At 72.1% G+C, this 21,497-nt stretch carries 18 protein-coding genes; 9 read left to right on the top strand and 9 right to left on the bottom strand.

What is annotated here, in order from left to right; genetic code table 11:
- Positions 1 to 16 precede the first annotated feature (16 nt).
- Positions 17 to 3,247 carry a fused isobutyryl-CoA mutase/GTPase IcmF gene (icmF, locus tag J8M51_RS30650; RefSeq protein ID WP_267299607.1) on the top strand — a complete coding sequence of 1,077 codons (3,231 nt, stop codon included), beginning with the start codon at positions 17 to 19 and terminating at the stop codon, positions 3,245 to 3,247.
- A gap of 44 nt (positions 3,248 to 3,291) precedes the next feature.
- On the opposite strand, the gene pgm is transcribed toward icmF, so the two are convergent.
- The gene (gene pgm, locus J8M51_RS30645) at positions 3,292 to 4,932 is read right to left on the bottom strand and encodes a phosphoglucomutase (alpha-D-glucose-1,6-bisphosphate-dependent) (protein WP_086762110.1); all 1,641 of its coding nucleotides are present in this window, start codon (positions 4,930 to 4,932) and stop codon (positions 3,292 to 3,294) included.
- A gap of 93 nt (positions 4,933 to 5,025) precedes the next feature.
- Positions 5,026 to 5,904 carry an oxygenase MpaB family protein gene (locus J8M51_RS30640; protein WP_267299606.1) on the bottom strand — a complete coding sequence of 293 codons (879 nt, stop codon included), beginning with the start codon at positions 5,902 to 5,904 and terminating at the stop codon, positions 5,026 to 5,028.
- Between the two features lie 212 nt (positions 5,905 to 6,116).
- Here J8M51_RS30640 and J8M51_RS30635 point away from each other — a divergent pair, with 212 nt between their 5' ends.
- A complete protein-coding gene (locus tag J8M51_RS30635; protein ID WP_086764647.1) occupies positions 6,117 to 6,353 on the top strand; it encodes a DUF6480 family protein in 237 nt (78 codons plus the stop codon).
- Between the two features lie 23 nt (positions 6,354 to 6,376).
- Here the strand turns inward: J8M51_RS30635 and J8M51_RS30630 are convergent, their stop codons facing one another.
- The 3 genes from J8M51_RS30630 to J8M51_RS30620 all read right to left on the bottom strand — a co-directional run bounded on the left by J8M51_RS30630 (position 6,377) and on the right by J8M51_RS30620 (position 9,145).
- Entirely contained in the window at positions 6,377 to 7,204 is an 828-nt protein-coding gene (locus J8M51_RS30630) for a class I SAM-dependent methyltransferase (RefSeq protein WP_267299605.1), read from the bottom strand.
- Positions 7,205 to 7,227: 23 nt separating this feature from the next.
- Positions 7,228 to 8,214: an LLM class F420-dependent oxidoreductase gene (locus J8M51_RS30625; protein ID WP_086760882.1), complete on the bottom strand. Its 987-nt coding sequence runs from the start codon at positions 8,212 to 8,214 to the stop codon at positions 7,228 to 7,230.
- A 64-nt stretch (positions 8,215 to 8,278) separates the two neighbouring features.
- Positions 8,279 to 9,145 (bottom strand): LLM class flavin-dependent oxidoreductase, encoded by an 867-nt coding sequence (locus J8M51_RS30620; RefSeq protein WP_086760884.1) that lies wholly within the window; start codon positions 9,143 to 9,145, stop codon positions 8,279 to 8,281.
- A 129-nt stretch (positions 9,146 to 9,274) separates the two neighbouring features.
- On the opposite strand from J8M51_RS30620, the gene J8M51_RS30615 reads away from it, so the two are divergent.
- A complete protein-coding gene (locus tag J8M51_RS30615; protein WP_267299604.1) occupies positions 9,275 to 10,069 on the top strand; it encodes a class I SAM-dependent methyltransferase in 795 nt (264 codons plus the stop codon).
- A gap of 13 nt (positions 10,070 to 10,082) precedes the next feature.
- Here the strand turns inward: J8M51_RS30615 and J8M51_RS30610 are convergent, their stop codons facing one another.
- The gene (locus tag J8M51_RS30610) at positions 10,083 to 10,517 is read right to left on the bottom strand and encodes a cupin domain-containing protein (protein ID WP_216588176.1); all 435 of its coding nucleotides are present in this window, start codon (positions 10,515 to 10,517) and stop codon (positions 10,083 to 10,085) included.
- A 275-nt stretch (positions 10,518 to 10,792) separates the two neighbouring features.
- Between J8M51_RS30610 and J8M51_RS30605 the strand changes: the two genes are divergently transcribed.
- The 3 genes from J8M51_RS30605 (at position 10,793) to ppk2 (ending at position 13,146) form a co-directional block, all read left to right on the top strand.
- Positions 10,793 to 11,947 carry an inorganic phosphate transporter gene (locus J8M51_RS30605; protein WP_086751774.1) on the top strand — a complete coding sequence of 385 codons (1,155 nt, stop codon included), beginning with the start codon at positions 10,793 to 10,795 and terminating at the stop codon, positions 11,945 to 11,947.
- 64 nt (positions 11,948 to 12,011) lie between these two features.
- On the top strand, positions 12,012 to 12,245 hold the full coding sequence (locus tag J8M51_RS30600) for a hypothetical protein (RefSeq protein WP_086751776.1): 234 nt from the start codon (positions 12,012 to 12,014) through the stop codon (positions 12,243 to 12,245).
- A 19-nt stretch (positions 12,246 to 12,264) separates the two neighbouring features.
- Positions 12,265 to 13,146, top strand: coding sequence for a polyphosphate kinase 2 (ppk2, locus tag J8M51_RS30595; RefSeq protein WP_086751778.1), 882 nt, complete (start codon positions 12,265 to 12,267; stop codon positions 13,144 to 13,146).
- Positions 13,147 to 13,240: 94 nt separating this feature from the next.
- On the opposite strand, the gene J8M51_RS30590 is transcribed toward ppk2, so the two are convergent.
- The 3 genes from J8M51_RS30590 to J8M51_RS30580 form a co-directional block, all read right to left on the bottom strand.
- The gene (locus J8M51_RS30590) at positions 13,241 to 13,804 is read right to left on the bottom strand and encodes a snapalysin family zinc-dependent metalloprotease (protein ID WP_086751780.1); all 564 of its coding nucleotides are present in this window, start codon (positions 13,802 to 13,804) and stop codon (positions 13,241 to 13,243) included.
- Positions 13,805 to 13,985: 181 nt separating this feature from the next.
- Positions 13,986 to 16,031 (bottom strand): DUF11 domain-containing protein, encoded by a 2,046-nt coding sequence (locus J8M51_RS30585; protein ID WP_086751782.1) that lies wholly within the window; start codon positions 16,029 to 16,031, stop codon positions 13,986 to 13,988.
- 226 nt (positions 16,032 to 16,257) lie between these two features.
- The gene (locus J8M51_RS30580; RefSeq protein ID WP_086751784.1) at positions 16,258 to 17,094 is read right to left on the bottom strand and encodes a PIG-L family deacetylase; all 837 of its coding nucleotides are present in this window, start codon (positions 17,092 to 17,094) and stop codon (positions 16,258 to 16,260) included.
- Positions 17,095 to 17,320: 226 nt separating this feature from the next.
- Between J8M51_RS30580 and J8M51_RS30575 the strand changes: the two genes are divergently transcribed.
- The 3 genes from J8M51_RS30575 (at position 17,321) to J8M51_RS30565 (ending at position 21,492) form a co-directional block, all read left to right on the top strand.
- Positions 17,321 to 17,554 (top strand): three-helix bundle dimerization domain-containing protein, encoded by a 234-nt coding sequence (locus J8M51_RS30575; RefSeq protein WP_086751786.1) that lies wholly within the window; start codon positions 17,321 to 17,323, stop codon positions 17,552 to 17,554.
- A 162-nt stretch (positions 17,555 to 17,716) separates the two neighbouring features.
- On the top strand, positions 17,717 to 19,480 hold the full coding sequence (locus tag J8M51_RS30570; protein ID WP_086751788.1) for a SulP family inorganic anion transporter: 1,764 nt from the start codon (positions 17,717 to 17,719) through the stop codon (positions 19,478 to 19,480).
- A 119-nt stretch (positions 19,481 to 19,599) separates the two neighbouring features.
- Positions 19,600 to 21,492, top strand: coding sequence for a rhamnogalacturonan lyase family protein (locus J8M51_RS30565; RefSeq protein WP_267299603.1), 1,893 nt, complete (start codon positions 19,600 to 19,602; stop codon positions 21,490 to 21,492).
- Positions 21,493 to 21,497: the final 5 nt, after the last annotated feature.

Raw genomic sequence — 21,497 nt, 5'->3', positions numbered from 1 at the left:
GCCCGGGAAGGCCCCCATGAGCGACCTGCACCGCCCCGTGCACCCCGTCCGTCTGATCACCGCCTCGGCCCTGTTCGACGGACACGACGCGTCGATCAACATCATGCGGCGCATCCTCCAGTCCCAGGGCGCCGAGGTGATCCACCTCGGGCACAACCGGTCGGTGCGGGAGGTCGTGGACGCGGCGCTGGAGGAGGACGCCCACGGTGTGGCGGTCTCGTCCTACCAGGGCGGACACGTGGAGTACTTCGAGTACCTGGTCGAGTCGCTGCGCGAGCGGGGCGCCGACCACGTCCGGGTGGTGGGCGGTGGCGGCGGTGTCATCGTGCCGGAGGAGATCACCCGGCTGCGCCGCAGCGGGGTGACCATCTTCTCCCCCGAGGACGGTCAGCGGATGGGGCTGGCCGGAATGGTCAACACGGTCGTACGGGACTGCGACTTCGACCTGTGGGACAGCGGGCCGGCGGATGCCGCCGCCGTGCTCGCGGGGGACCGGTTCGCGATCGCCCGCGCCCTCACCGGGGCCGAGCTGGGGAAGCTCCCGCCGGACCTCCTGGCCCAGGTGCGGACCGCCGCCTCGGCCCGGGTGACTCCGGTGCTGGGCATCACCGGCACCGGCGGTTCGGGCAAGTCCTCGCTGACCGACGAGCTGGTGCGCCGGTTCCGTGTCGACCAGCAGGACAAGCTGCGGATCGCCGTGATCGCGGTCGACCCGACCCGCCGCCGGGGCGGTGGCGCGCTGCTCGGCGACCGGATCCGGATGAACTCCCTGGACGGCGGCCGGATCTTCTTCCGCAGCCTGGCCACCCGGGGCAGCCGCGAGCTGCCCGAGCACCTGCCCGATGTGATCGACGTGGTCAAGGCCGCAGGGTTCGACCTGGTGATCGTGGAGACCCCGGGCATCGGACAGGGCGACGCGGCGATCGTCCCGTTCGTGGACACCTCGATGTATGTGATGACACCGGAGTTCGGTGCCGCCTCGCAGCTGGAGAAGATCGACATGCTCGACTTCGCCGACATGGTGGCGATCAACAAGTTCGAGCGGCGGGGCGCGAAGGACGCGCTGCGTGACGTGGGACGCCAACTGGTGCGCAACCGCGAGGCGTTCGGCTTGCGCCCCGAGGACATGCCGGTGTACGGCACCTCGGCGGCCACCTTCAACGACGACGGCGTCACCGCGCTCTACCAGCATGTGCGGACCGCCCTGGCCGAGCACGGACTGCCGCTGACCGAGGGCGCGTTGGCGCCGGTCGACGTACGCCACTCCTCCGGCATCCGGCAGGTCGTGCCCGCGGACCGGGTGCGCTATCTCGCCGAAATCACCGACTCCGTCCGGGGCTACCACGCCGAGACCGGCAGGCTCGCCGAGGCCGCCCGCCGGGTGCAGCGCCTGGACCTGGTCGGCCGTGAACTCGCCGACGCCGGCCACGGCACGGACGACGTGCGGGCCCTGCTCCAGGACGCCCGCCGGCAGCTCCCGCACGATCTCGGCGAACAGCTCGCGAACTGGCCCGCCCTGGTGGCGTCGTACTCCGGGGACGAGCAGGTCGTGAAGGTGCGGGACAAGGAGATCCGCACCAAACTGACCCGCGAGTCGCTGTCGGGGAACCGCATTCCCCGCGTGGCGCTGCCCCGGTTCACCGACCACGGGGAACTGGTGAACTTCTGGCGCCGGGAAAACCTCCCCGGCCACTTCCCCTTCACCGCCGGGGTGTTCCCCTTCAAACGGGACGGCGAGGACCCCGCCCGGATGTTCGCCGGCGAGGGCGATCCGTTCCGCACCAACCGCCGCTTCAAGCTGCTCTCCGAGGGCCAGCCCGCCACCCGGCTGTCCACGGCGTTCGACTCGGTCACCCTCTACGGCCGGGACCCCGACGAACGCCCCGACGTGTACGGCAAGGTCGGCACCTCGGGCGTGTCGGTGGCCACCCTCGACGACATGAAGGCCCTCTACGACGGCTTCGACCTGGTCGCGCCGACCACCTCGGTCTCCATGACCATCAACGGGCCCGCGCCGACCGTCCTCGCGTTCTTCCTCAACACCGTCGTCGACCAGCGGATCGACGCCTTCCGGACCGCCGAGGGCCGCGACCCGTCACCGGCGGAGGCCGCCGAGCTGCGCGCGCACGCGCTGGCGAACGTGCGCGGCACGGTCCAGGCCGACATCCTCAAGGAGGACCAGGGCCAGAACACCTGTCTGTTCTCCACCGAGTTCAGTCTGCGGATGATGGCCGACATCCAGGAGTGGTTCATCGAGCAGAAGGTCCGCAACTTCTACTCGGTGTCCATCTCCGGCTACCACATCGCCGAGGCCGGCGCGAACCCCATCAGCCAGCTCGCCTTCACCCTCGCCAACGGCTTCACCTATGTCGAGGCCTACCTCGCCCGGGGCATGCACATCGACGACTTCGCCCCCAACCTGTCGTTCTTCTTCTCCAACGGCATGGACCCCGAGTACGCGGTGCTGGGCCGGGTCGCCCGCCGGATCTGGGCGGTGGCGATGAGGGACAAGTACGGGGCGGGCGAGCGGTCGCAGAAACTCAAGTACCACGTCCAGACCTCCGGCCGCTCCCTGCACGCCCAGGAGATGGACTTCAACGACATCCGCACCACCCTCCAGGCGCTCATCGCGATCTACGACAACTGCAACAGCCTGCACACCAACGCCTACGACGAGGCCGTCACCACCCCCACCGAGGAGTCCGTGCGCCGGGCCCTGGCCATCCAGTTGATCATCAACCGGGAATGGGGGCTGGCCATGAACGAGAACCCCCTCCAGGGCTCCTTCGTCATCGACGAACTCACCGACCTGGTCGAGGAGGCGGTCCTGAGGGAGTTCGAGCGGATCAGCGAACGCGGCGGTGTGCTCGGCGCGATGGAGACCGGCTACCAGCGCGGCCGCATCCAGGACGAGTCGATGCTGTACGAGCAGCGCAAGCACGACGGCACGCTGCCCGTGATCGGCGTCAACACCTTCCGCAACCCGCACGCCGACACCGCCGAGCCGGTCGTCATCGAGCTGGCCCGTGCCACCGAGACGGAGAAGCAGTCCCAGCTCGACCGCGTACGGGAGCACCAGAACCGGCACCGCGACGAGGCCCACACCGCGCTGGTCGCCCTCAAGGACGCGGCGGTGAGCGGTACCAACGTCTTCGCCGTCCTGATGGACGCCGCCCGGGTCTGCTCGCTGCAGCAGATCACCGAGGCGTTCTTCGAGGTGGGCGGCCAGTACCGCCGTAACGTCTGAACCGGGTGCCGCCGGGCCGGCCGAACCGGTCCGGCGGCGTCCCGTCAGGCGCTCAGTGCCGCAAGCACCACGGACCTGGCCTCCTCCTGGACCCGGCGCAGATGGTCCGGGCCGAGGAAGGACTCCCCGTAGATCTTGTAGACGTCCTCGGTGCCCGAAGGGCGGGCCGCGAACCAGGCGTTGGCGGTGGCGACCTTGATGCCGCCGAGGGCGGCGCCGTTGCCGGGGGCCTCGGTGAGCACCTGGGTGACGGGTTCACCGGCGAGGGTGTCGGCGGTGACCTGGGCCGGGGACAACTTGGCGAGCAGCGCCTTCTCCTCGCGGGAGGCCGGGGCGTCGACGCGGGCGTAGGCGGGGGCGCCGAAGCGGTCGGTGAACCGCGCGTAGTGCTGTGACGGGGTCTGTCCGGTGACCGCCGTGATCTCGGAGGCGAGCAGGGCGAGGATGATGCCGTCCTTGTCGGTGGTCCACACCGAGCCGTCGCGGCGCAGGAAGGAGGCGCCCGCCGACTCCTCGCCGCCGAAGCCGAGCGTCCCGTCGGACAGGCCGTCCACGAACCACTTGAAGCCGACGGGGACTTCGACCAGGGGGCGGCCGACGTCCGCCGCGACCCGGTCGATCATGCTCGACGACACCAGGGTCTTGCCGATCCCCGCGCCCGCGGGCCACTGCTCCCGGTGCGCGAAGAGATAGGAGATCGCCACGGCCAGGTAGTGGTTGGGGTTCATCAGTCCGCCGTCCGGCGTGACGATGCCGTGCCGGTCGGCGTCGGCGTCGTTGCCGGTGGCGATGTCGAACCGGTCGCGGGCCTCGATGAGCGAGGCCATCGCGTACGGCGAGGAGCAGTCCATCCGGATCTTGCCGTCCCAGTCCAGCGTCATGAAACGCCAGGTGGGGTCGGTGAGCGGGTTCACCACCGTGAGATCGAGCCGGTGCTGTTCGGCGATCCTCCCCCAGTAGGCGACCGACGCGCCGCCGAGCGGGTCGGCGCCGATCCGCACTCCGGCGGACCGGATCGCCTCCAGGTCCAGCACGTTCGGGAGATCGGCCACGTACGCGCCGAGGAAGTCGTGACGGCCGGTGCCGGGTGCGGCCAGGGCACGGGCGTAGGGGATGCGCCGTACGTCCTTCAGGCCGGCCGTGATGATGTCGTTGGCGCGGTCCTGGATCCAGGAGGTCGCCTCCGAACCGGCGGGGCCACCGCTCGGCGGGTTGTACTTGAAGCCGCCGTCGGCGGGCGGGTTGTGGGAGGGGGTGACCACCACGCCGTCGGCGAGCGCGGACGTCCGGCCGCGGTTGTGGGTGAGGATGGCGTGCGAGACCGCCGGGGTGGGGGTGTAGCCGTCGGCGGCGTCGATGAGGACGGTCACGTCGTTGGCGGCGAACACCTCCAGTGCCGTGATCCGCGCGGGCTCGGACAGGGCGTGGGTGTCGGCGCCGAGGAAGAGGGGGCCGTCGGTGCCCTGTGCGGCGCGGTACTCGCAGATGGCCTGGCTGGTGGCCGCGATGTGGTCCTCGTTGAACGCCGTCGTCAGGGACGAGCCGCGGTGTCCCGACGTCCCGAACGCCACCCGTTGCCCGGGGTCTGCCGGGTCGGGGTGCAGCGCGTAGTACGCCGTGACCAGACGGGCCACGTCGATGAGATCCTCGGGCCCGGCGACCTGTCCCGCTCGCGCGTCCTGCATGTCCCCGCTCCTGTCGCAGAGGTCGAGTTGAGTACGGCCCTCATTCTCCCCCGCGCGCCCCACCGGGACGCACGGGCATCGGGGGCCGTGGGCTCACCCGGGGCCGGAGGGACGGGAGGGACGGGAGGGGCGGGACGGTGCCATGGCCCAGCGGATCGTCCGGGTCAGGGCCTGGCCGGTGGGGCGTACGGCGAGGTGCTCCACGACCGGCACCCGGGGCAGCCACAGCATGCCGCGGGCCCAGGACGGCAGCAGGGCGACCGCGTTGGCGGCCAGCCCGCCGTAGAAGGGCCGTACCGCGAGTGGCAGGGGCGGCTGGAACAGCACGAAGCGGGCGGCGGCGCGGGCCTCGGACGTGGCCCGCAGCTCCTGCCGGTAGGCGGTGAGGCGCTCGGCGAGTTCACGGCGGTCGCGCGGCGGGTCGGTGACGCCGAGTTCTTCGGCGACGCGCGCGGTGTCGGCGACGTACGCGTCATAGCCGGCGGCGTCCAGCGGCTGGGCCCCGAAGCGTTCGTGGGCGCGCAGGAAGCTGACCGTCTCGGCGGTGTGCACCCAGCCGAGCAGCCGCGGATCGGCCGCGTGGTACGGCACGCCCTCGGCCGTGGTCCCGCGGATCCGCTCGTGGATGCCCCGGACGTGGTCGACCGCCCGCCGGGCGTCCTCGGCGGTGCCGTAGGTCGTGACGGCCAGGAAGGTGCTGGTGCGCTGGAGCCGGCCCCAGGGGTCTCCTCGGTAGCCGGAGTGCCCGGCGACGGCCGCCATGGCGAGCGGGTGGAGGGACTGCAGCAGCAGGGCGCTCAGCCCGCCGATGAACATGGAGGCGTCACCGTGGACGGTGCGGATGGGGCGGTCCGGACCGAACCAGCGCGGGCCGGGGGTCTCATGGATACGGGCACGTGTGTCGGGTCCGTCGGGACCGGCGACCCGGCGGAACAGGGCCTGGCCCAGCTGTTCACGGACGGCGGTCAGCATGGTCGGCCTCCCCTCTGCTGTCCTTCCAGCTGTCCTTCCAGTGTCCGCGACGCCGTCCCCGCACACTCACGGTCACCACGGGCGACCCTGTGCGGCGAAGGCACAGAGGAAAGAAGGCACACGGGAAAGAGGAATGACGTTCCTTTTCATACGATATGGGTACGTAGGTCACAGTACTTGAGCCTGCCTGAGCACCGAAGGGAGCGTGCGTCATGGCCACTCCTGATCCCGCCCTCCGGCATCCCGCCGCGCCGCGGCCCATGACAGTGGAACCACTCCACGCTGTGCCGCCCGGCGAGACACCACCCGCCGAGGGCTCCACGTCCGGTATCTCCCACCCGGAGCCGCCCGCGCCGCGCAAGGGCTGGGAGGCGATGTCCCTCACCGTGATCATGCTGGTGGTGGTCCTGGTGGCGATCGGCCTGATCAGCATGGCCGTGGTGCTCTGAGGGCGCCTCGTCGAGGACGTGGGTCAGCTTTCCGGGCGGAGTGCGGCACGGGCCATGAACAGGGGCTGGAAGAAGCCGGTCCGGTCGGGCGTGCGCCAGACGCCGTCGACGAACCCGGCCTCGGCGGCGAGGCCGGCCAGCCGGTCCCGGCCGAGCGCCCAGTACGTGGTGCGGCGGACCTCGACCCGCCATCCGCCGCCTTCCGGGAGGAGCTGGAAGTGCTCCAGGTCGTAGTGCTCGCCGTCGTCGTGCCAGTGCCAGAGCTGGAAGGTGACGGTGCGCTCTCCGCCGCCGGTGCCCGCGCCGGGACCGGCGAGGTCGGCCGGGGCGGGGCCGGCGGGTCGGTGGAGGTGGACCTGTGGGGGCGTCGATGCGGGGCGGTCGCGCAGCAGGTCGTCGTACGGGCGGGTGCTGACCAGCAGCAGGCCGCCGGGACGCAGTACGCGGCGCATCTCGGTCAGGGCGGCACGCGCGTCCCGTTCCGTCAGCAGATGGGGCAGTGAGTTGTCGGCGCAGACGACCGCGTCGAACCGGCCGTCGGGGAACGGCAGTCGCCGCATGTCGGCGGCGGCCGTGGGCAGGCGGACGCCCCGGGAGACGGCCTCACGGGCGGCGCGGGCGGCAGCGCGAGGGCTGAGGTCCGTCCCGGTGACGTGGTGCCCGCGCAAGGCCAGGCCGATCGCCTGGGTGCCGATGCCGCAGGAGCAGTCCAGCACATCGGCACCGGACCGGCCGATCAGGGCGTCGAGGGCGGCGCCCTGCCGGCGCAGGCTCGCGTCCCAGTCGGCGTAGATCAGGTGGTAGTCGTCGGCCAGTTCGTCGTAGAAGCGCGCCGCGGATGCCTCGGACATGGCGCGAGACTAGCGCGCCGGGTTCAGCGGTGGGCGGGTTCGCCAAAGGCGTCGCGCAGCGCCGGCAGCAGGGTCTTCTCCGACCAGTCGAGATAGGCCGGCTGCGACTCGCCGCCGATCTGCACCAGGGCGATCTCGGTGAACCCGGCCTCGGCGTACGGCCGTACGGCCTCGACGAAGACCTCCGGGTCGTCGCCGCAGGGGATGGACGCGGCGACGTCGTCGGGCGTGACGTACCGCGTGGCGGCGGCGAACGAATCCGGGTGCGGCAGCTCGGAGTTGACCTTCCAGCCGCCGCCGAACCAGCGGAACTGGTCGTGGGCGCGCCGGATCGCGGTGTCGCGGTCGGGGTCGTGGCAGACCGGCAGCTGTCCCACGCGCGGTTTGCCCGTGCCGCCGTGCCGGTCGAAGGCCCGGAGCAGTCCGGGCTCGGGTTCCGTGGCGATGACCAGGTCCGCGAGTTCGCCGGCGAGGGCGCAGGACTGTTCGCCGGAGACGGCGATACCGATCGGCGGCGGGTCGTCCGGGAGATCCCAGAGCCGGGCGGACTCCACGTCGTAGTGCTCGCCGTGGTGGTTCACATGGCCGCCCTCGAAGAGCGCCCGGATGATCTCCACCGCCTCCCGGAGCATCTCGTGCCGCACGTTCACCGAGGGCCAACCACCGCCCACCACATGCTCGTTGAGGTTCTCGCCCGCGCCGAGCCCGAGTCGGAACCGGCCCTCCGACAGCAGCTGCGTCGTCGCCGCCTTCTGCGCCACCACCGCCGGGTGGTAGCGGAACGTCGGGCAGGTCACGTACGTCATCAGGGGGATGCGCGAGGTGGCCTGGGCGGCCGCGCCCAGCAGGGTCCACGCGTACGGCGAGTGACCCTGCGAACGCAGCCACGGAAAGTAGTGGTCGGACGTCACCGAGAAGTCGAACCCCGCGCCCTCGGCCCGCACCAGATGGTCGACGAGCTCACGGGGTCCGGCCTGCTCGGTCATCATCGTGTATCCGATGTGCACCATGGGGCCCGGGTCCCCTGCCCGGGCGGATGAAAACAGCCGCCCGGCCCGGGTGGAGGTGACCGGCTCAGCGCGCCCCGAGCACGGCCTCCAGCTGGCGCAGCGGATCGTCGCCCACGAAGCGGAGGACGACCGTGTCGGCGCCGGCGGCGGCGAGGGCGCGGATGCCGTCGGCGGCGCGGGCGGCGTCGCCGGAGACGGTGAAGACCTCCTCCTGGGGGCGGCCCAGCCAGGCGCCGTGGCCCTCGGTGTGGGGGTGCAGGGCGCGGGCCACCTCGTCGGGGTCGTCGCCGACACGGGCGAAGGCGAACACGGTCAGGGTGTGGTCGTCGGTGGCGCCGCCCTTGGCCGTCAGCTCGCGGACGCGCTCCAGGTCGCGCGGGCCGTGCCCCTCGGCGATCAGTGTGCCGTCGGCGACCCGGCCGGACAGCTCCAGGGAACGGGGGCGCACCACACCCGCGACGACCGGCGGGACCTCGGCCGGTGGATGCACCAACTCGACGCCGTCCAGCCGTACTTCACGACCCGCCAGCTCGACGCGCTCACCGCGCAGCAGGGTGCGTACGGAGGTGATCGTCTCCTCCAGCAGGGCCAGCGGGGAACGGGGCGCGACACCGGCCCGGGCCATCCACTCCCCCACACCGTGCCCGATGCCCGCCACCAGCCGACCGGGGAACACCCGGGCGAGAGTGGCCAGTTCCATCGCCAGCAGCGCGGGGCTGCGCAGCGGGGCCGGGGTGATGCCGATGCCCACCCGCAGGCGCTGGGTCGCCCCGAGGGCCACGGCCGCCGCCGACACGCCGCCGTTCCAGTTGAGGTCCTCCACCACCCACAGATCGTCCACACCCAGTGCCTCGACCCGCCGCGCGAACTCGGGCAGCCCCTCCGGGGCCCAGTCGCGGTCGTGCATCACACCGATCCGTACGTTCGTCATACAGCGAACCTATGCGCCGCCCGGCAATCGGATCAACGACGTAAACCGGAAAGACGCCGTGTGCGTCATGGGCTGTGGGGGCCTGGCGTCCACAATGGGCCGTCGACGAAGCATGGGAGGAGTCCTCAAGTGGCCGATTACTCACTGGCGCTCGACGAGTCGGAGATCGCGCGGTACCGGCTCATGGCCGACATCGCCGAGCGGCGGGAACGCGAGTTGTGGACGGCTGCCGGGGTGGTGGCGGGGGCGCGGATCGCGGATGTGGGGTGCGGGCCGGGGGCGATCGCGGTGCGGCTGGCGGGGATCGCCGCACCGGACGGTGGTGTGTGGGCGGTGGACCGGGACGGTGACGCGCTGGCCGTCGCCTCCGCGCTGGCCGGACACTCCGGTGTGCCCGTGCACACCTCCGCCGGCTCCGCCGAGGCCACCGGACTCGCCGAGGGCACGTTCGACGTGGTGATGCTCCGGCATGTGCTCGCCCACAACGGCGGCCGGGAGCAGGCGATCGTGGACCACCTCGCCGAGCTGGCCGGGCCGGACGGCGGCACGGTGTACCTCGTCGACGTCGACGCGACCGGCTTCCGGCTGCGGGGCGCGCCGGCCGCGTACGACGAGATGGACGAGTGCTACCGCGAGCTGCACCGGCGCCGGGGCAACGACCTCTCCGTCGGTGTCCGGCTCGACGAACTCCTCACCGCCGCCGGACTCGACGTCGTCGTCCACCAGGGCCATATCGACGTGATGACTCCCCCGCCCGGCATGCGCGGCCCCGCCTGGGCCGCCCGTGACGCGCTGCTCGCCGAGGGCATCGTCACCGCCGACGACATCGCCCGCTGGGACGCGGCGTTCGCGGAGGTCGAGAAGGACCTGTCCGGCCTCCGCTTCTTCGCCCACACCTATGTCGCCGTCGGCCGCCGCGCCTGACACCGACCGACGCTCACTCGAAGGAGCAGCCCGGGTTCGGGGCGTCCTCGGAGAACGGGGCGCCCTGGGGCAGGACGTAGAGGACGACCAGGACGAGGGGGGTGTCGCCGAGGTTGCGGCCGATGTGAACGTAGTCGGATCCGGCCGGTTCCTGGATGGTGTCGCCGGTGGAGTAGACGCCGTCGGTCTCGCACGTGGAGTCGTAGTGGCTGAGGGTGCCCTGCTCGACGACCCCGTACAGGGGGCCGTCGTGGTAGTGCCAGCCGGTGGCCTGGCCCGGTGGGACGGTGACCTCGCGCAGGACGTAGTCGGTGCCGTGCGCGGTGGTCTTGCTGATCACACGGCCGGTGACCCCCGGCCCCGCGGGCGTGGCATGGGCGGTTCCGCCGGCCACGAGGACGGCGGCGGTGACCGCCCCGGCGAGAACGGTACGGGGGGTGCGGCGCATGCGGGGCCTCCTGCGGGGGCGGTGACGACGGCGGCTACCGCCGTGAACATAGGGGGCGGCGGGGCCGGTCGGGGGAACATGGCGTGGATCGGCACCCGTCCCCCGAGAAAACGACGCGTTCTCGACAGTCGGGCCGCGTCCGCCTGAACGCGGGCCGACGTCGTCGGGGCGTGCGGCGGCGGAGCGGCGGACTTGTAGGTGGCATGACCGCGCGCACGCGTGGGCTTTGCCTCCGCTTCGCCGCCCGTATGCCTCGGCTTGCTTGCATCGTCGGCATGGACCACATCACGTTCCTCGTGGCGGTCGTCATCGTCACGGCCCTCGCCTTCGACTTCACCAACGGCTTCCACGACACGGCCAACGCGATGGCGACCTCGATCGCCACCGGCGCGCTGCGGCCCAGAACAGCGGTCCTGATCAGCGGTGTCCTGAACGTCGTCGGCGCGTTCCTGTCCACCGAGGTCGCGAGGACGATCTCCGGCGGCATCGTGGACGACACCCTGGTGACCCCGGGCATGATCTTCGCCGGTCTGGTCGGCGCGATCCTGTGGAACCTGACGACCTGGCTGCTGGGGCTGCCGTCCAGTTCGTCGCACGCGCTGTTCGGCGGTCTGATCGGGGCCGTGTGGGTGGGCGCGGGCGAGCACGGGGTGCACTTCGCCAAGGTGGTCGAGAAGGTGCTCATCCCGGCGGTCGCCTCGCCGCTGGTCGCGGGCGTCGCCGCGCTGATCGCGACGTATCTGGCCTACCGGGTCACCGCCCGCGCCCGGCAGAAGACGGTGACGAAGGGCTTCCGGCTCGGGCAGATCGCCTCGGCGTCGCTGGTCTCGCTCGCGCACGGCACCAACGACGCGCAGAAGACGATGGGCGTCATCACGCTCACCCTGATCTCGGCCGGGGCGCTCGGCCACGACGCCGGACCGCCGCTGTGGGTGATCGGGTCGGCCGGACTGGCGATCGGCCTCGGCACGTATCTGGGCGGCTGGCGGATCATCCGGACGATGGGCAAGGGGCTGACCGACATCCGGTCGCCGCAGGGCTTCGCGGCGGAGGCGGCCTCGACGACGGTCATCCTGACTTCCGCGCATCTCGGTTTCGCGCTGTCGACCACGCAGGTCTGCTCCGGCGGCATCCTCGGCGCCGGTCTGGGCCGGCGTCTGGCCGAGGTGCGGTGGGGCACGGCCGGGCGGATGGTCGTGGCGTGGCTGGTGACCCTGCCCGCCGCCGCCCTGGTCGGCGGTCTCGCCGCGAGCGTGGTGACGCACGGCGGGAACCTCGGTCTCGTGGTCATCGCGCTGCTCGCCCTGGCCGTCGCCGCCGTCATCGTCCTGATGTCGCGCCGCGACCCGGTGCACGCGTCCAACGTCAACGAGACCCACGAGGTCGGCGTCCGCGGCGCGGTGCCGGCCGAGGTCTCCACCGCCGCCTGAGCCGTATCCCCCTGCCGAGTCCGTCGAGCAGCCCGGGTCCGCGAGAGCAAGGAGAGCAGGAACGATGCAGTTGGACTGGAGCGCCCTCGGCGAGGTCGCCGCGGTGAGCACCGGAGTCACGGTCGGGGTGGTCGTCGTCTTCGCCCTGGGGGTGCTGGGCCTGGCCCGCGCCGAGACCGCGCGCGAGGACGACGGGGGCACCGACGCGGTGGGCCTCGGCGTGGCCGGGCTGTGCTTCCTGGCGTGCGCCGCGGTAGTGGCGTACGGGATCTTCCTGATCGTGCCGCAGTTCCACTGACTCTCCTCGGGAGCAAGCGATGACCGAACTGCTGACCGACATGCGTGTCGACTACAGCGACCACGACGACCCGGTGCTGATCCGCCCCGACGGCAGCCCGGTGGACACCTGGCGGGAGAACTATCCGTACGCCCGGCGCATGGAACGCGGCGAGTACGACTGGCACAAGCGGCTGCAGCAGATCGAGCTGCTGAAGCTGCAGAGCTGGATCAAGGAGACCGGGCGCCGGCTGGTCGTGGTCTTCGAGGGGCGGGACGCGGCCGGCAAGGGCGGCACGATCAAGCGGTTCACCGAGCACCTCAATCCGCGCGGCGCCCGGGTGGTGGCGCTGGAGAAGCCGACCGAGCGCGAGCGCGGGCAGTGGTACTTCCAGCGTTACGTCGAGCATCTGCCGACGGCCGGGGAGATCGTGCTCTTCGACCGGTCCTGGTACAACCGGGCCGGTGTGGAGCGGGTGATGGGCTTCTGCACGGACGACGAGTACCGGCGCTTCATGCGGCAGGCGCCCGCCTTCGAGCGGATGCTCGTCGACGACGGCGTGGACCTGGTGAAGTTCTGGTTCTCGGTGTCGCGGGGCGAGCAGCGCACCCGTTTCACGATCCGTCAGGTCGATCCCGTACGGCAGTGGAAGCTCAGCCCGATGGATCTGGCCTCCCTGGACCGCTGGGACGACTACACCGCCGCGAAGGTGGCCATGTTCCGTGAGACGGACACCGAGCAGGCGCCGTGGACCGTGGTGAAGAGCAACGACAAGAAGCGGGCCCGGGTGGAGGCCATGCGCAGTGTGCTGGCCCGTTTCGACTACACCGGCAGGGACCACGAGGTGGTCGGCGAACCGGACCGCAGGATCGTCGGCGAGGCGGCGACCCTGCTGGAGGCCGGGGAGGACGACGACCGGTAGGGCGATTCACCGGTCGGTGGGGCGACCGTGTTCTCCGTCATGGCGGGGGCCGCACCCGGAGCGGGTGCGGCCCTCGTCCGTGGTGCGGCGGACGTCAGTCCACGATCAGCTGGGGGCGCGCGGCCGGGGCCCGGTCGGCGAGGAGGCCGCCGAAGTTGCCCTCGACCTCCGCCTTCTCGGCCGCGTTCGGGTACGGGTTGGTGCAGGCGGTGCCCGCGGTGGAGCCGGACATCAGACTGGAGCACGGGCCGGGCTTGCGGTCGGGCAGGCCCAGGATGTGGCCGAGTTCATGGGCGGAGATACGGATGGTGTCGTAGCCCTGGTCGACGGCCTGGCGGCCGATGTAGACGGTGCCGTTGCCCAGGCTCGTGGTCAGGGCGCGGGGCCAGCCGTTGTCCGCGACGACCCGGATGTTCGCGCGCTGCCCGGTGGCGGACGGGCGCAGCTCGACGGCGTCGACGCTCTCGTTCCAGATCGCCGCGCCCCGGTCGACCGCGCTCCTGAACTCGGCGGAGCCGCTGGCGTCGTAGGTGAAGACCCGGGCGGCCAGGGTGGCGTCGGCCGTGTCGGTGGGGGCGGCCACGGCCTGGCCCGCCGTCAGGGACAAGGACACCAGCAGGGCGGCGGCCAGGCCGCCGGTCAGCGTACGGATGTGCATGTTCGACCTCCTTGTGGGGGAAGGAAGGACTGATCGAGATTGATCGTGCTCATGACATTAGCGGTTCGCTACCCGGCGGAGGCGGCGGTGAATCCGTCAATCCGAGACGGGCACCGGCCGAATGCCGCCGGGCCCCGCGTACGGTCGCGCGGGGCCCGGGGGTGTCGATGTGCCGTGCGGGTCAGGGGCAGCTGACGCGGATGTCGCCCGGGTCGGTCGTGCAGGTGTCCGTGTTGAGGCCGCCGTTGGCGGTGTCGTTGCCGGAGACGCTGTCGACGGTGTTGAGGTTGTCGGTGCCGCTGTTGCCGATCAGATTGTCGTTGCCGGGGCCGCCGCCGAGGGTGTCGTTCCCGGCGCCGCCGTCGATCCGGTCGTTGCCGTGGCCCGCGTGGACGGTGTCGTTGCCGGAGCCCGCGTTGACGGTGTCGTCGCCGCCGAGGGCGCAGATCACATCGTTGCCGAAGGTGCCGGTGATGGTGTCGTTGCCGCTGGTGCCGATACGGGTGCAGCCACGGGAGTTGGTGACCGTGGTGGTCGCCGTGGCCGTGTTGTTCCCGGCGACGGGGTCGGCCTGTGTGGCGCCGACCGTGGCCCGGTCGGTGAGCGTGCCGGCGGCCCGGGGCTCGACGGCGACCGTCACCGTGACGACGGCTCCGGGGGCGAGGGTGCCCAGGGAGCAACTGGCGCTCGTGGCCGTGGTGGTGCAGGTGCCCGAGGTGGTGGTCGCCGAGACGACCGAGGCGGCCACGCCGCTGAGCGTGTCGGACAGGGAGACGTTCGTGGCGGAGGTCGTGGCGCTGGTGTTGGTCACGCGCACGGTGTGGACGGGCCGGTCACCGATGGCGGCCGTGGCGGGGCCGGACTTCGTGACCGACAGGTCCACGCCGGCCGGTGGTGGCGTGCCGCCGCCCTCGAAGCGGGCCAGCGCGAAGTCGGTGTCGGGGCCGCCCCAGCCGGCGGCGACGATGCGGCCGTCGGGCTGGAGCGCCACGCCCTGGGCCGCGTCGCCGCCGCCGAAGTCCGCGGTCGCGACGCCGCCGGTGCCGAAGCCGGTGTCCTGGCCGCCGCCGGGGTTGTAGCGCAGGACGGCGAAGTCACCGCCGGGCCCATTGCTCCCCGCGACGACGATCCGGCCGTCGCCCGGTTGCAGCGCCACGTCCGCGGCTCCGCCGCCTCCGGGGGTGAGCACCCGTCCGTCGCCGTCGAACGCCGGGTCGAGGGTGCCGTCGGTCCGGTAGCGGGCCAGGGCGAATCGGCCGCTGCTGCCGCCCGCGGCGACGACCCTGCCGTCGGGCTGGACGGCGATCCCCTCGACGGACTCGTACGCGCCGAAGTCGGTGCGCTCCATGCCGTCGCCGCCGAAGGACGGGTCCAGGGTGCCGTCGGCGGTGTAGCGGAGGACGACGAAGTCGAAGCGGGTGGACCCGACCTGGCCGCCGACGACGATCCTGCCGTCGGCCTGGAGCGCCAGGGTGCGCCCGTCGCCGCCCTCGTTCAGCCCCGGCGCCGGGTCGGTGGCCACCTGGCCGTCACCCCCGCCGAAACCCGTGTCCGGGGAGCCGTCCGCCTGGTACCGGGCCAGCGCGACCCGGCCGCCCGCACTGCCGACGGCCACGATCTTTCCGTCGGGCTGCACGACCACGTCCCGGGCCTCGTCCGGGCCTCCGAAGTCGGTGAAGACCCGGCCGTCACCGCCGCCGAAACCGGAGTCCAGGGTGCCGTCGGCGTTGTACCGGGCCACCGTGAACCAGCAGCAGTTCTCCCACCCGCGCCAGCTGGAGCCCACCACGACGATCTTGCCGTCGGGCTGCAGCGCCAGGGCGTGGGCCTCGCTCCACTGGAGGTCGGGGTCCATGTTGTTGACGGGGGTGGTCACCGTGCCGTCACCGCCGAAGCCGGTGTCCGGGGTGCCGTCGGCGTGGTGCCGGGTCAGCGCGAAGCGGCTCTCCGTCACCGAGTGGTCGGCCGAGGAACCGACGGAGACGATCTTCCCGTCCGGCTGTACGGCCACGTCGTGGGCGCGGTCGTCGTCGGCGAGGTCGGTGAGCAGCCTGCCGTCGCCGCCGAAGGCGGGATCGAGGTCGCCCGGGGCCGCGGTGGCGGTGCCGGGGAAGGTCAGGAGGAGGGCCAGCACGGTGGCCGCGACGGTCGCGGCCCTGGCCGGGAAGGCCCGGCGGGGGCGTACGCCCCGTGGCAGCCGGGCCGGTCGCACATGAGGTGTGGGCATGTGCGACAGCCTTGACGGCTTTCGCACACACTGACGGGCTCCAGGGGTGGGCGTTGCCCTCGCCGGCCGCAGGAATCCATCCGCGCGGGTGAGCGCGGGCCAGGCACGGCCGGGGCATGGACCACGCGCGGCCCGGAGCACGGGCCGCGCACGGCCCGGGGCAGGGGCTCCGACGCGCGCCACGGACGCGAAACGCCGCCCCGGGCCCCGGGGTTCACCGGGCGGGTCAGCGCAGTCCGGCGAAGAGATCGTTCTCGGGTACGGCCGCGCCGGTGGTGTCCCGGACGCGTACGAAGGTCTCCGTGCCCATCAGCTCACCGAACCTCTCCTTGCCCATCCCGAGGAAGAAGATGTTCTCGCCCTGGCTGGCGTGCGCGGCCAGCGCGTCGAACTTCTGACCGCTGAACGCGGTGGTGTCCACCCAGGTGGTGATCTCCTCGTCGGGGAGACCGATCTCGGCCAGCGCGGCGGCCTCGGCGGGGTCCGGCTCCGGCATGTCCGGATGGAACTCGCGCATGATCTCGCCGAACCGCCGCATCGTCGAGCGCGGCATCGTGGTCCAGTACACCTTCGGTGCCGGCGTGGTCAGCAGGTCCAGGGCCGCCATGGTGATGCGGTGGGCCTGGATGTGGTCGGGGTGGCCGTAGAAGCCGTTCTCGTCGTAGGTGACGACCACATCGGGCCGGTAGTGCCGCATGAGGTCCGCGAGCCGGGCCGCGCCTTCCGCCACGGGGGTCCGCCAGAACGATCCGGGGGCGTCGTTGCCGGGCCAGCCGGCCATCCCGGAGTCCGCGTAGTCCAGGGTCTCCAGGTCGCTGATCTTCAGGACGTCGCAGCTCGCCCGGAGTTCCTGGCGGCGTACCGAGGCGACCGCCGCCGGATCGTGTGCGGGATCGCCCGGCTTGACGCCCCCCGGCCCGTCACCGCAACCGCCGTCGGTACACGTCACGAGAACCGTGCGGATGCCTTCCGCCGCGTACCGCGCGAGGACCCCTCCGGTTCCGGTCGCCTCGTCGTCGGGGTGAGCGTGCACCGCCATCAGCGTCAACGGCCGGTCAGTCATGGAAAAGTCCTCCTGCGAAATCCGTCTGCGTCCACGTCCGGGTCCGGGTGCGCGTGCGGCACACCCGGGTCCCTCGGTCGATGCAACCGCACCGGCCGTACCGGCTGTTCCCGAACCGGCCGCTCGGGGAGAGGCGATCTTGTGTGAGCGCGCGGACAATGGGGCCGAGGGATCCTGTCGAGGCGGTGGCGGGGTCCGTGGTTCTGCGGTGCGGAGGTCGTGGGACATGGGGATCAGTGCGTCCATGGCGGTCGAAGAGCAGCTTTCGCAGGACGAACTCGCGTCCGTCCGGAACATGGCGGCGCGGCTGAGCGCGGCCTTCCCCTCGGTCGACCCGGCCACCGTCGAGGCGACGGTGAGGGCCGCGTACGACTCGTTCCGGCTGGCCAGGGTCCGGGCCTACGTCCCGATCCTGGCCGAACGCCGGGCCCGGAAGGCGCTCGGAGCGAAGAGCGGGTGAGTCCGGGGGCGTCGTACGCCCGGCATCCGGGGGCCGGCGCCTGACCTCGCGCGCACGGGACCACCGTTCTCGTGCCACGCTTGCCGCGCGTGCACGCTCGACGCACTCGTGACGCCGGCCGGGGAAGACCGGGAGCGGCGGGGCAGGACGGAAGGACGGTCTGTGAGAACCGAGCACAACGGCCGGGGACTGCTCCCCCGGCTGCGGGCCGTTCCCGGGGTCCGCGCGGTGTCGTCGTACCGGCGCGAGTGGCTGGTCAAGGATCTGGTCGCGGGGGTCGTCCTCACCACACTGCTGGTGCCTCAGGGCATGGCGTACGCCGAGCTGGCGGGTCTGCCGCCCATCACCGGGCTGTACACGACGATCCTCTGTCTGCTCGGCTACGCGGTGTGCGGGCCGTCCCGGATCCTGGTGCTGGGTCCGGACTCCTCGCTCGGGCCGATGATCGCCGCGACCGTGCTGCCGCTGGTGGTGGCGGACGGCGACCCCGACCGGGCCGTGGCGCTGGCCTCGGTGCTCGCGCTGATGGTGGCGGCCATCATGATCCTGGCCTCGGTGGCGAAGCTCGGCTTCGTCGCCGATCTGATCTCCAAGCCGACGATGATCGGCTATATGAACGGCCTGGCCCTGACGATCCTGATCGGGCAGCTGCCCAAGCTGCTCGGCTTCAAGGTCGACGCGGACGATCTGCTCGGCGAGTGCGCCGGTCTCGTCCGGGGACTCGCCGACGGGGCGGTGGTACCGGCCGCGGCGGCGGTCGGCATCGGTGGCATCGCGCTGATCCTCGTCCTGCAGCGCCTGCTGCCGAAGATCCCCGCCGTGCTGGTGATGGTGGTGCTGGCGATCGGCGCGGCCGTCGTGTTCGACCTCGGCGGGCACGGGGTGAAGCTGGTCGGTGAACTGCCCGAGGGTTTCCCGCCGTTCACGGTCCCGGAGATCCGGCTCGCCGATCTCGCGCCGTTGTTCGCCGGTGCGCTGGGCATCGCGCTGGTGTCCCTGGCCGACACCATCTCCAACGCGTCGGCCTTCGCGGCGCGCACGGGTCAGGAGGTCCGCGGCAACCAGGAGATGGCCGGCGTAGGCGTCGCGAACCTGGCGGCCGGTCTCTTCCAGGGTTTCCCGGTCAGCACCAGCGGCTCCCGTACGGCGGTCGCGGAGCGCGCGGGGGCGAGGAGCCAGCTCACGGGCGTGGTCGGCGCGGCGCTGATCGTCCTCATGCTCGTGCTGGTTCCGGGTCTGTTCCGGGATCTGCCCCAGCCCGCCCTGGCCGCCGTGGTGATCACCGCGTCACTGTCCCTGGCCGACATTCCGGGCGCCGTACGGCTGTGGCGGCAGCGCCGGGCGGAGTTCCTCCTCTGTCTCGCGGCGTTCGTCGGCGTGGCGCTGCTCGGGGTGCTGCCGGGCATCGCCGTCGCCGTGGGCCTGTCCGTGCTGAACGTCTTCCGGCGCGCGTGGTGGCCGTACAACACCGTGCTGGGGCGGGTCCCCGGCCTGGAGGGGTACCACGACATCCGCTCCCATCCGGGGGCCGGGCGGCTGCCGGGCCTGGTGATCTACCGGTTCGACGCCCCGCTCTTCTTCGCCAACGCCAAGGCCTTCCGTGACGAGATCAACCGGCTGGCCGGCGCCGACCCGCGGCCGACCTGGATCGTGATCGCGGCGGAGCCCATGACCGATGTGGACACCACCGCCTCGGACGTCCTGGAGGAGCTCGACGAGGCGCTCAACGCCCGTGGTGTGCATCTGGTGTTCGCCGAGCTGAAGGACCCGGTCCGCGGCAAGATCGAACGGTACGGGCTGACGCGCACGATCGACCCCCGGCACTTCTTCCCCACCGTGGAGGCGGCCGTCGCCGCCTTCCGGCTGCGTACCGGGGCGGAGTGGACGGAGGACGGCGACGACCGTCCCGAGGGCAAGCGGGTGTGAAAGCGTTTGCAGGCGCCTTGACTGTCCTACCTCTCGCTGCTTCCATCGCAAGCGTGTAAACGGTTCAACTCCCCCGGTTCTCCCCGGGTTTCGACTCCGCACGAAGAGGAGTGATTGTCATGCGCATGACTGCAATGGCACTGGCCGTCTGTGCCGCGCTGCTCACCGGGCCGACGAGCCTCGCGCCGTCCGGCGCGAGCACCGCCGCGGCTCCGGCGGACGCCCCGGCGGGCGCCCCGGCGGGCGCCCCGGCGGGCGCCCCGGCGGTGCGGGCCGCGCGGATGATGGAGAACCTCGGGCGCGGGGTCGTCGCGGTGCGTTCCGGTTCGGCTCAAGTCCTGGTCTCCTGGCGGCTGCTGGGGCTCGACCCGGAGGGCATCGGCTTCCACGTCTACCGGTCGACCGGCGGCGGCGCGTACACCAGACTCACCGCGTCCGTCCTGACCGGCGGGACCAATTTCACCGACACCACGGCCGACCTGACCCGCGCCAACAGCTATCGCGTGGCACCGGTGGTGGGCGGTCAGGAGCAGGCGCCCAGCGGGGCCTTCACCCTGACGGCGAACCACGCGACGGAGCCGGTGGTCCGGGTGCCGTTGCGCTCCGGCGGCCCGGTGAAGTTCGTCTGGGCCGGTGACCTCGACGGCGACGGCGAGTACGACTACGTCGTGGACCGGCAGACCTCGCCCCAGCGGCTGGAGGCGTACACCGGCCGCGGGCAGTTCCTGTGGGACGTGGACCTGGGCCCGAACAGCCGGAACCAGGACAACATCGAGCCCGGGTCGTCCACGATCGACGTGGGCCACTGGGACGGTGTCACGGTCTACGACTTCGACAGCGACGGCCGCGCGGAGGTCGCCCTGAAGATCGCCGACGGCGTGCGGTTCGGCGACGGGACGACCTGGACGCACGCGGACGACGCACGCCAGTTCATGGCCGTCCTCGACGGCCGCACCGGGGCGCTGCGCAACTGGGCGGCGGTGCCCACCACTTACCTGGCCGACGGTCCGATGGGCGCCCGGCTCGGGGTCGCGTATCTCAACGGCACCACGCCCAGCCTCGTCGCGTACATGAAGAACCGGCGGGACGACGGGTCCTTCAACCTGATGATGGCCGCCTGGCGCTTCACCGGCAGTGCGCTCCGGCAGGAGTGGACCTGGCTGCGCGGCGACCGGAACGCGCCCGACGGGCACAACACCCGTGCCGTCGACGTCGACGGCGACGGCACGGACGAGGTCGCCGAGATCGGGTTCGTGCTCGACGGCGACGGCTCGCTGCGGTACTCGATGGGACCCCAGGGCATCGTCCACGGCGACCGCTTCCACCTCGCCGACCTGGACCCCGGCCGCCCCGGGCTCGAAGGCTACGGCGTCCAGCAGGACAACCCGAGCGGTCTGCTGGAGTACACCTACGACGCCGCCACCGGCTCCGTGATCTGGCGGCACACCGGCGCCCCCGCCGACGTAGGACGCGGCATGGCCGGTGATGTCGACGCCCGCTTCCCCGGCATGGAGGTCTGGTCCTTCTCGGGCCTGTACAACGCGGCCGCCGACCGCCTCACCGAACCGAACAGCGCGCTGCGCCCGTGGCCCCAGCTGGGCCTGTGGTGGGACGGCGACCTCACCATGGAACTGCTCAACGACGGCAAGATCGAGAAGTGGAACCCGCTGAACCCCACGCCGACCGGCGGTCTGCCCCGGCTGGTCAGCACCTGGAACCACGGCGCGGTCACGGCCGCGCAGGGCGGGCCCACCCTCGTCGGTGACCTGGTCGGCGACTGGCGCGAGGAAGCGGTGTACACCGACGCCGCCCACGACGAGCTGATCGTGTTCACCACGAACCAGCCGACCAGCACCCGGCTGTACACCCTCGCCCACAACCCCGCCTACCGCAACGCCATGACGTTCAAGGGCTACATGCAGTCCCACCACCCCGACTACTTCCTCGGGGCCGGCATGGCACAGCCGCCCCGGCCGGACATCGCCTACGCCGGAAGCGGCTCCGCGGAGTAGCGCGG

Origin of the sequence: Streptomyces griseiscabiei (assembly GCF_020010925.1) — a bacterium.
Classification (GTDB): domain Bacteria; phylum Actinomycetota; class Actinomycetes; order Streptomycetales; family Streptomycetaceae; genus Streptomyces; species Streptomyces griseiscabiei.
Note: the sequence above shows the minus strand (reverse complement) of the source record. Positions and strands in the feature narration are given on the sequence as shown.

Coding starts and splice junctions, on each gene's coding strand:
- icmF (WP_267299607.1), top strand. CDS start 17: ATGAGCGACCTGCACCGCCCCGTGCACCCCGTCCGTCTGATCACCGCC.
- pgm (WP_086762110.1), bottom strand. CDS start 4,932: ATGCAGGACGCGCGAGCGGGACAGGTCGCCGGGCCCGAGGATCTCATC.
- J8M51_RS30640 (WP_267299606.1), bottom strand. CDS start 5,904: ATGCTGACCGCCGTCCGTGAACAGCTGGGCCAGGCCCTGTTCCGCCGG.
- J8M51_RS30635 (WP_086764647.1), top strand. CDS start 6,117: ATGGCCACTCCTGATCCCGCCCTCCGGCATCCCGCCGCGCCGCGGCCC.
- J8M51_RS30630 (WP_267299605.1), bottom strand. CDS start 7,204: ATGTCCGAGGCATCCGCGGCGCGCTTCTACGACGAACTGGCCGACGAC.
- J8M51_RS30625 (WP_086760882.1), bottom strand. CDS start 8,214: ATGGTGCACATCGGATACACGATGATGACCGAGCAGGCCGGACCCCGT.
- J8M51_RS30620 (WP_086760884.1), bottom strand. CDS start 9,145: ATGACGAACGTACGGATCGGTGTGATGCACGACCGCGACTGGGCCCCG.
- J8M51_RS30610 (WP_216588176.1), bottom strand. CDS start 10,517: ATGCGCCGCACCCCCCGTACCGTTCTCGCCGGGGCGGTCACCGCCGCC.
- J8M51_RS30605 (WP_086751774.1), top strand. CDS start 10,793: ATGGACCACATCACGTTCCTCGTGGCGGTCGTCATCGTCACGGCCCTC.
- J8M51_RS30600 (WP_086751776.1), top strand. CDS start 12,012: ATGCAGTTGGACTGGAGCGCCCTCGGCGAGGTCGCCGCGGTGAGCACC.
- ppk2 (WP_086751778.1), top strand. CDS start 12,265: ATGACCGAACTGCTGACCGACATGCGTGTCGACTACAGCGACCACGAC.
- J8M51_RS30590 (WP_086751780.1), bottom strand. CDS start 13,804: ATGCACATCCGTACGCTGACCGGCGGCCTGGCCGCCGCCCTGCTGGTG.
- J8M51_RS30585 (WP_086751782.1), bottom strand. CDS start 16,031: ATGCCCACACCTCATGTGCGACCGGCCCGGCTGCCACGGGGCGTACGC.
- J8M51_RS30580 (WP_086751784.1), bottom strand. CDS start 17,094: ATGACTGACCGGCCGTTGACGCTGATGGCGGTGCACGCTCACCCCGAC.
- J8M51_RS30575 (WP_086751786.1), top strand. CDS start 17,321: ATGGGGATCAGTGCGTCCATGGCGGTCGAAGAGCAGCTTTCGCAGGAC.
- J8M51_RS30565 (WP_267299603.1), top strand. CDS start 19,600: ATGCGCATGACTGCAATGGCACTGGCCGTCTGTGCCGCGCTGCTCACC.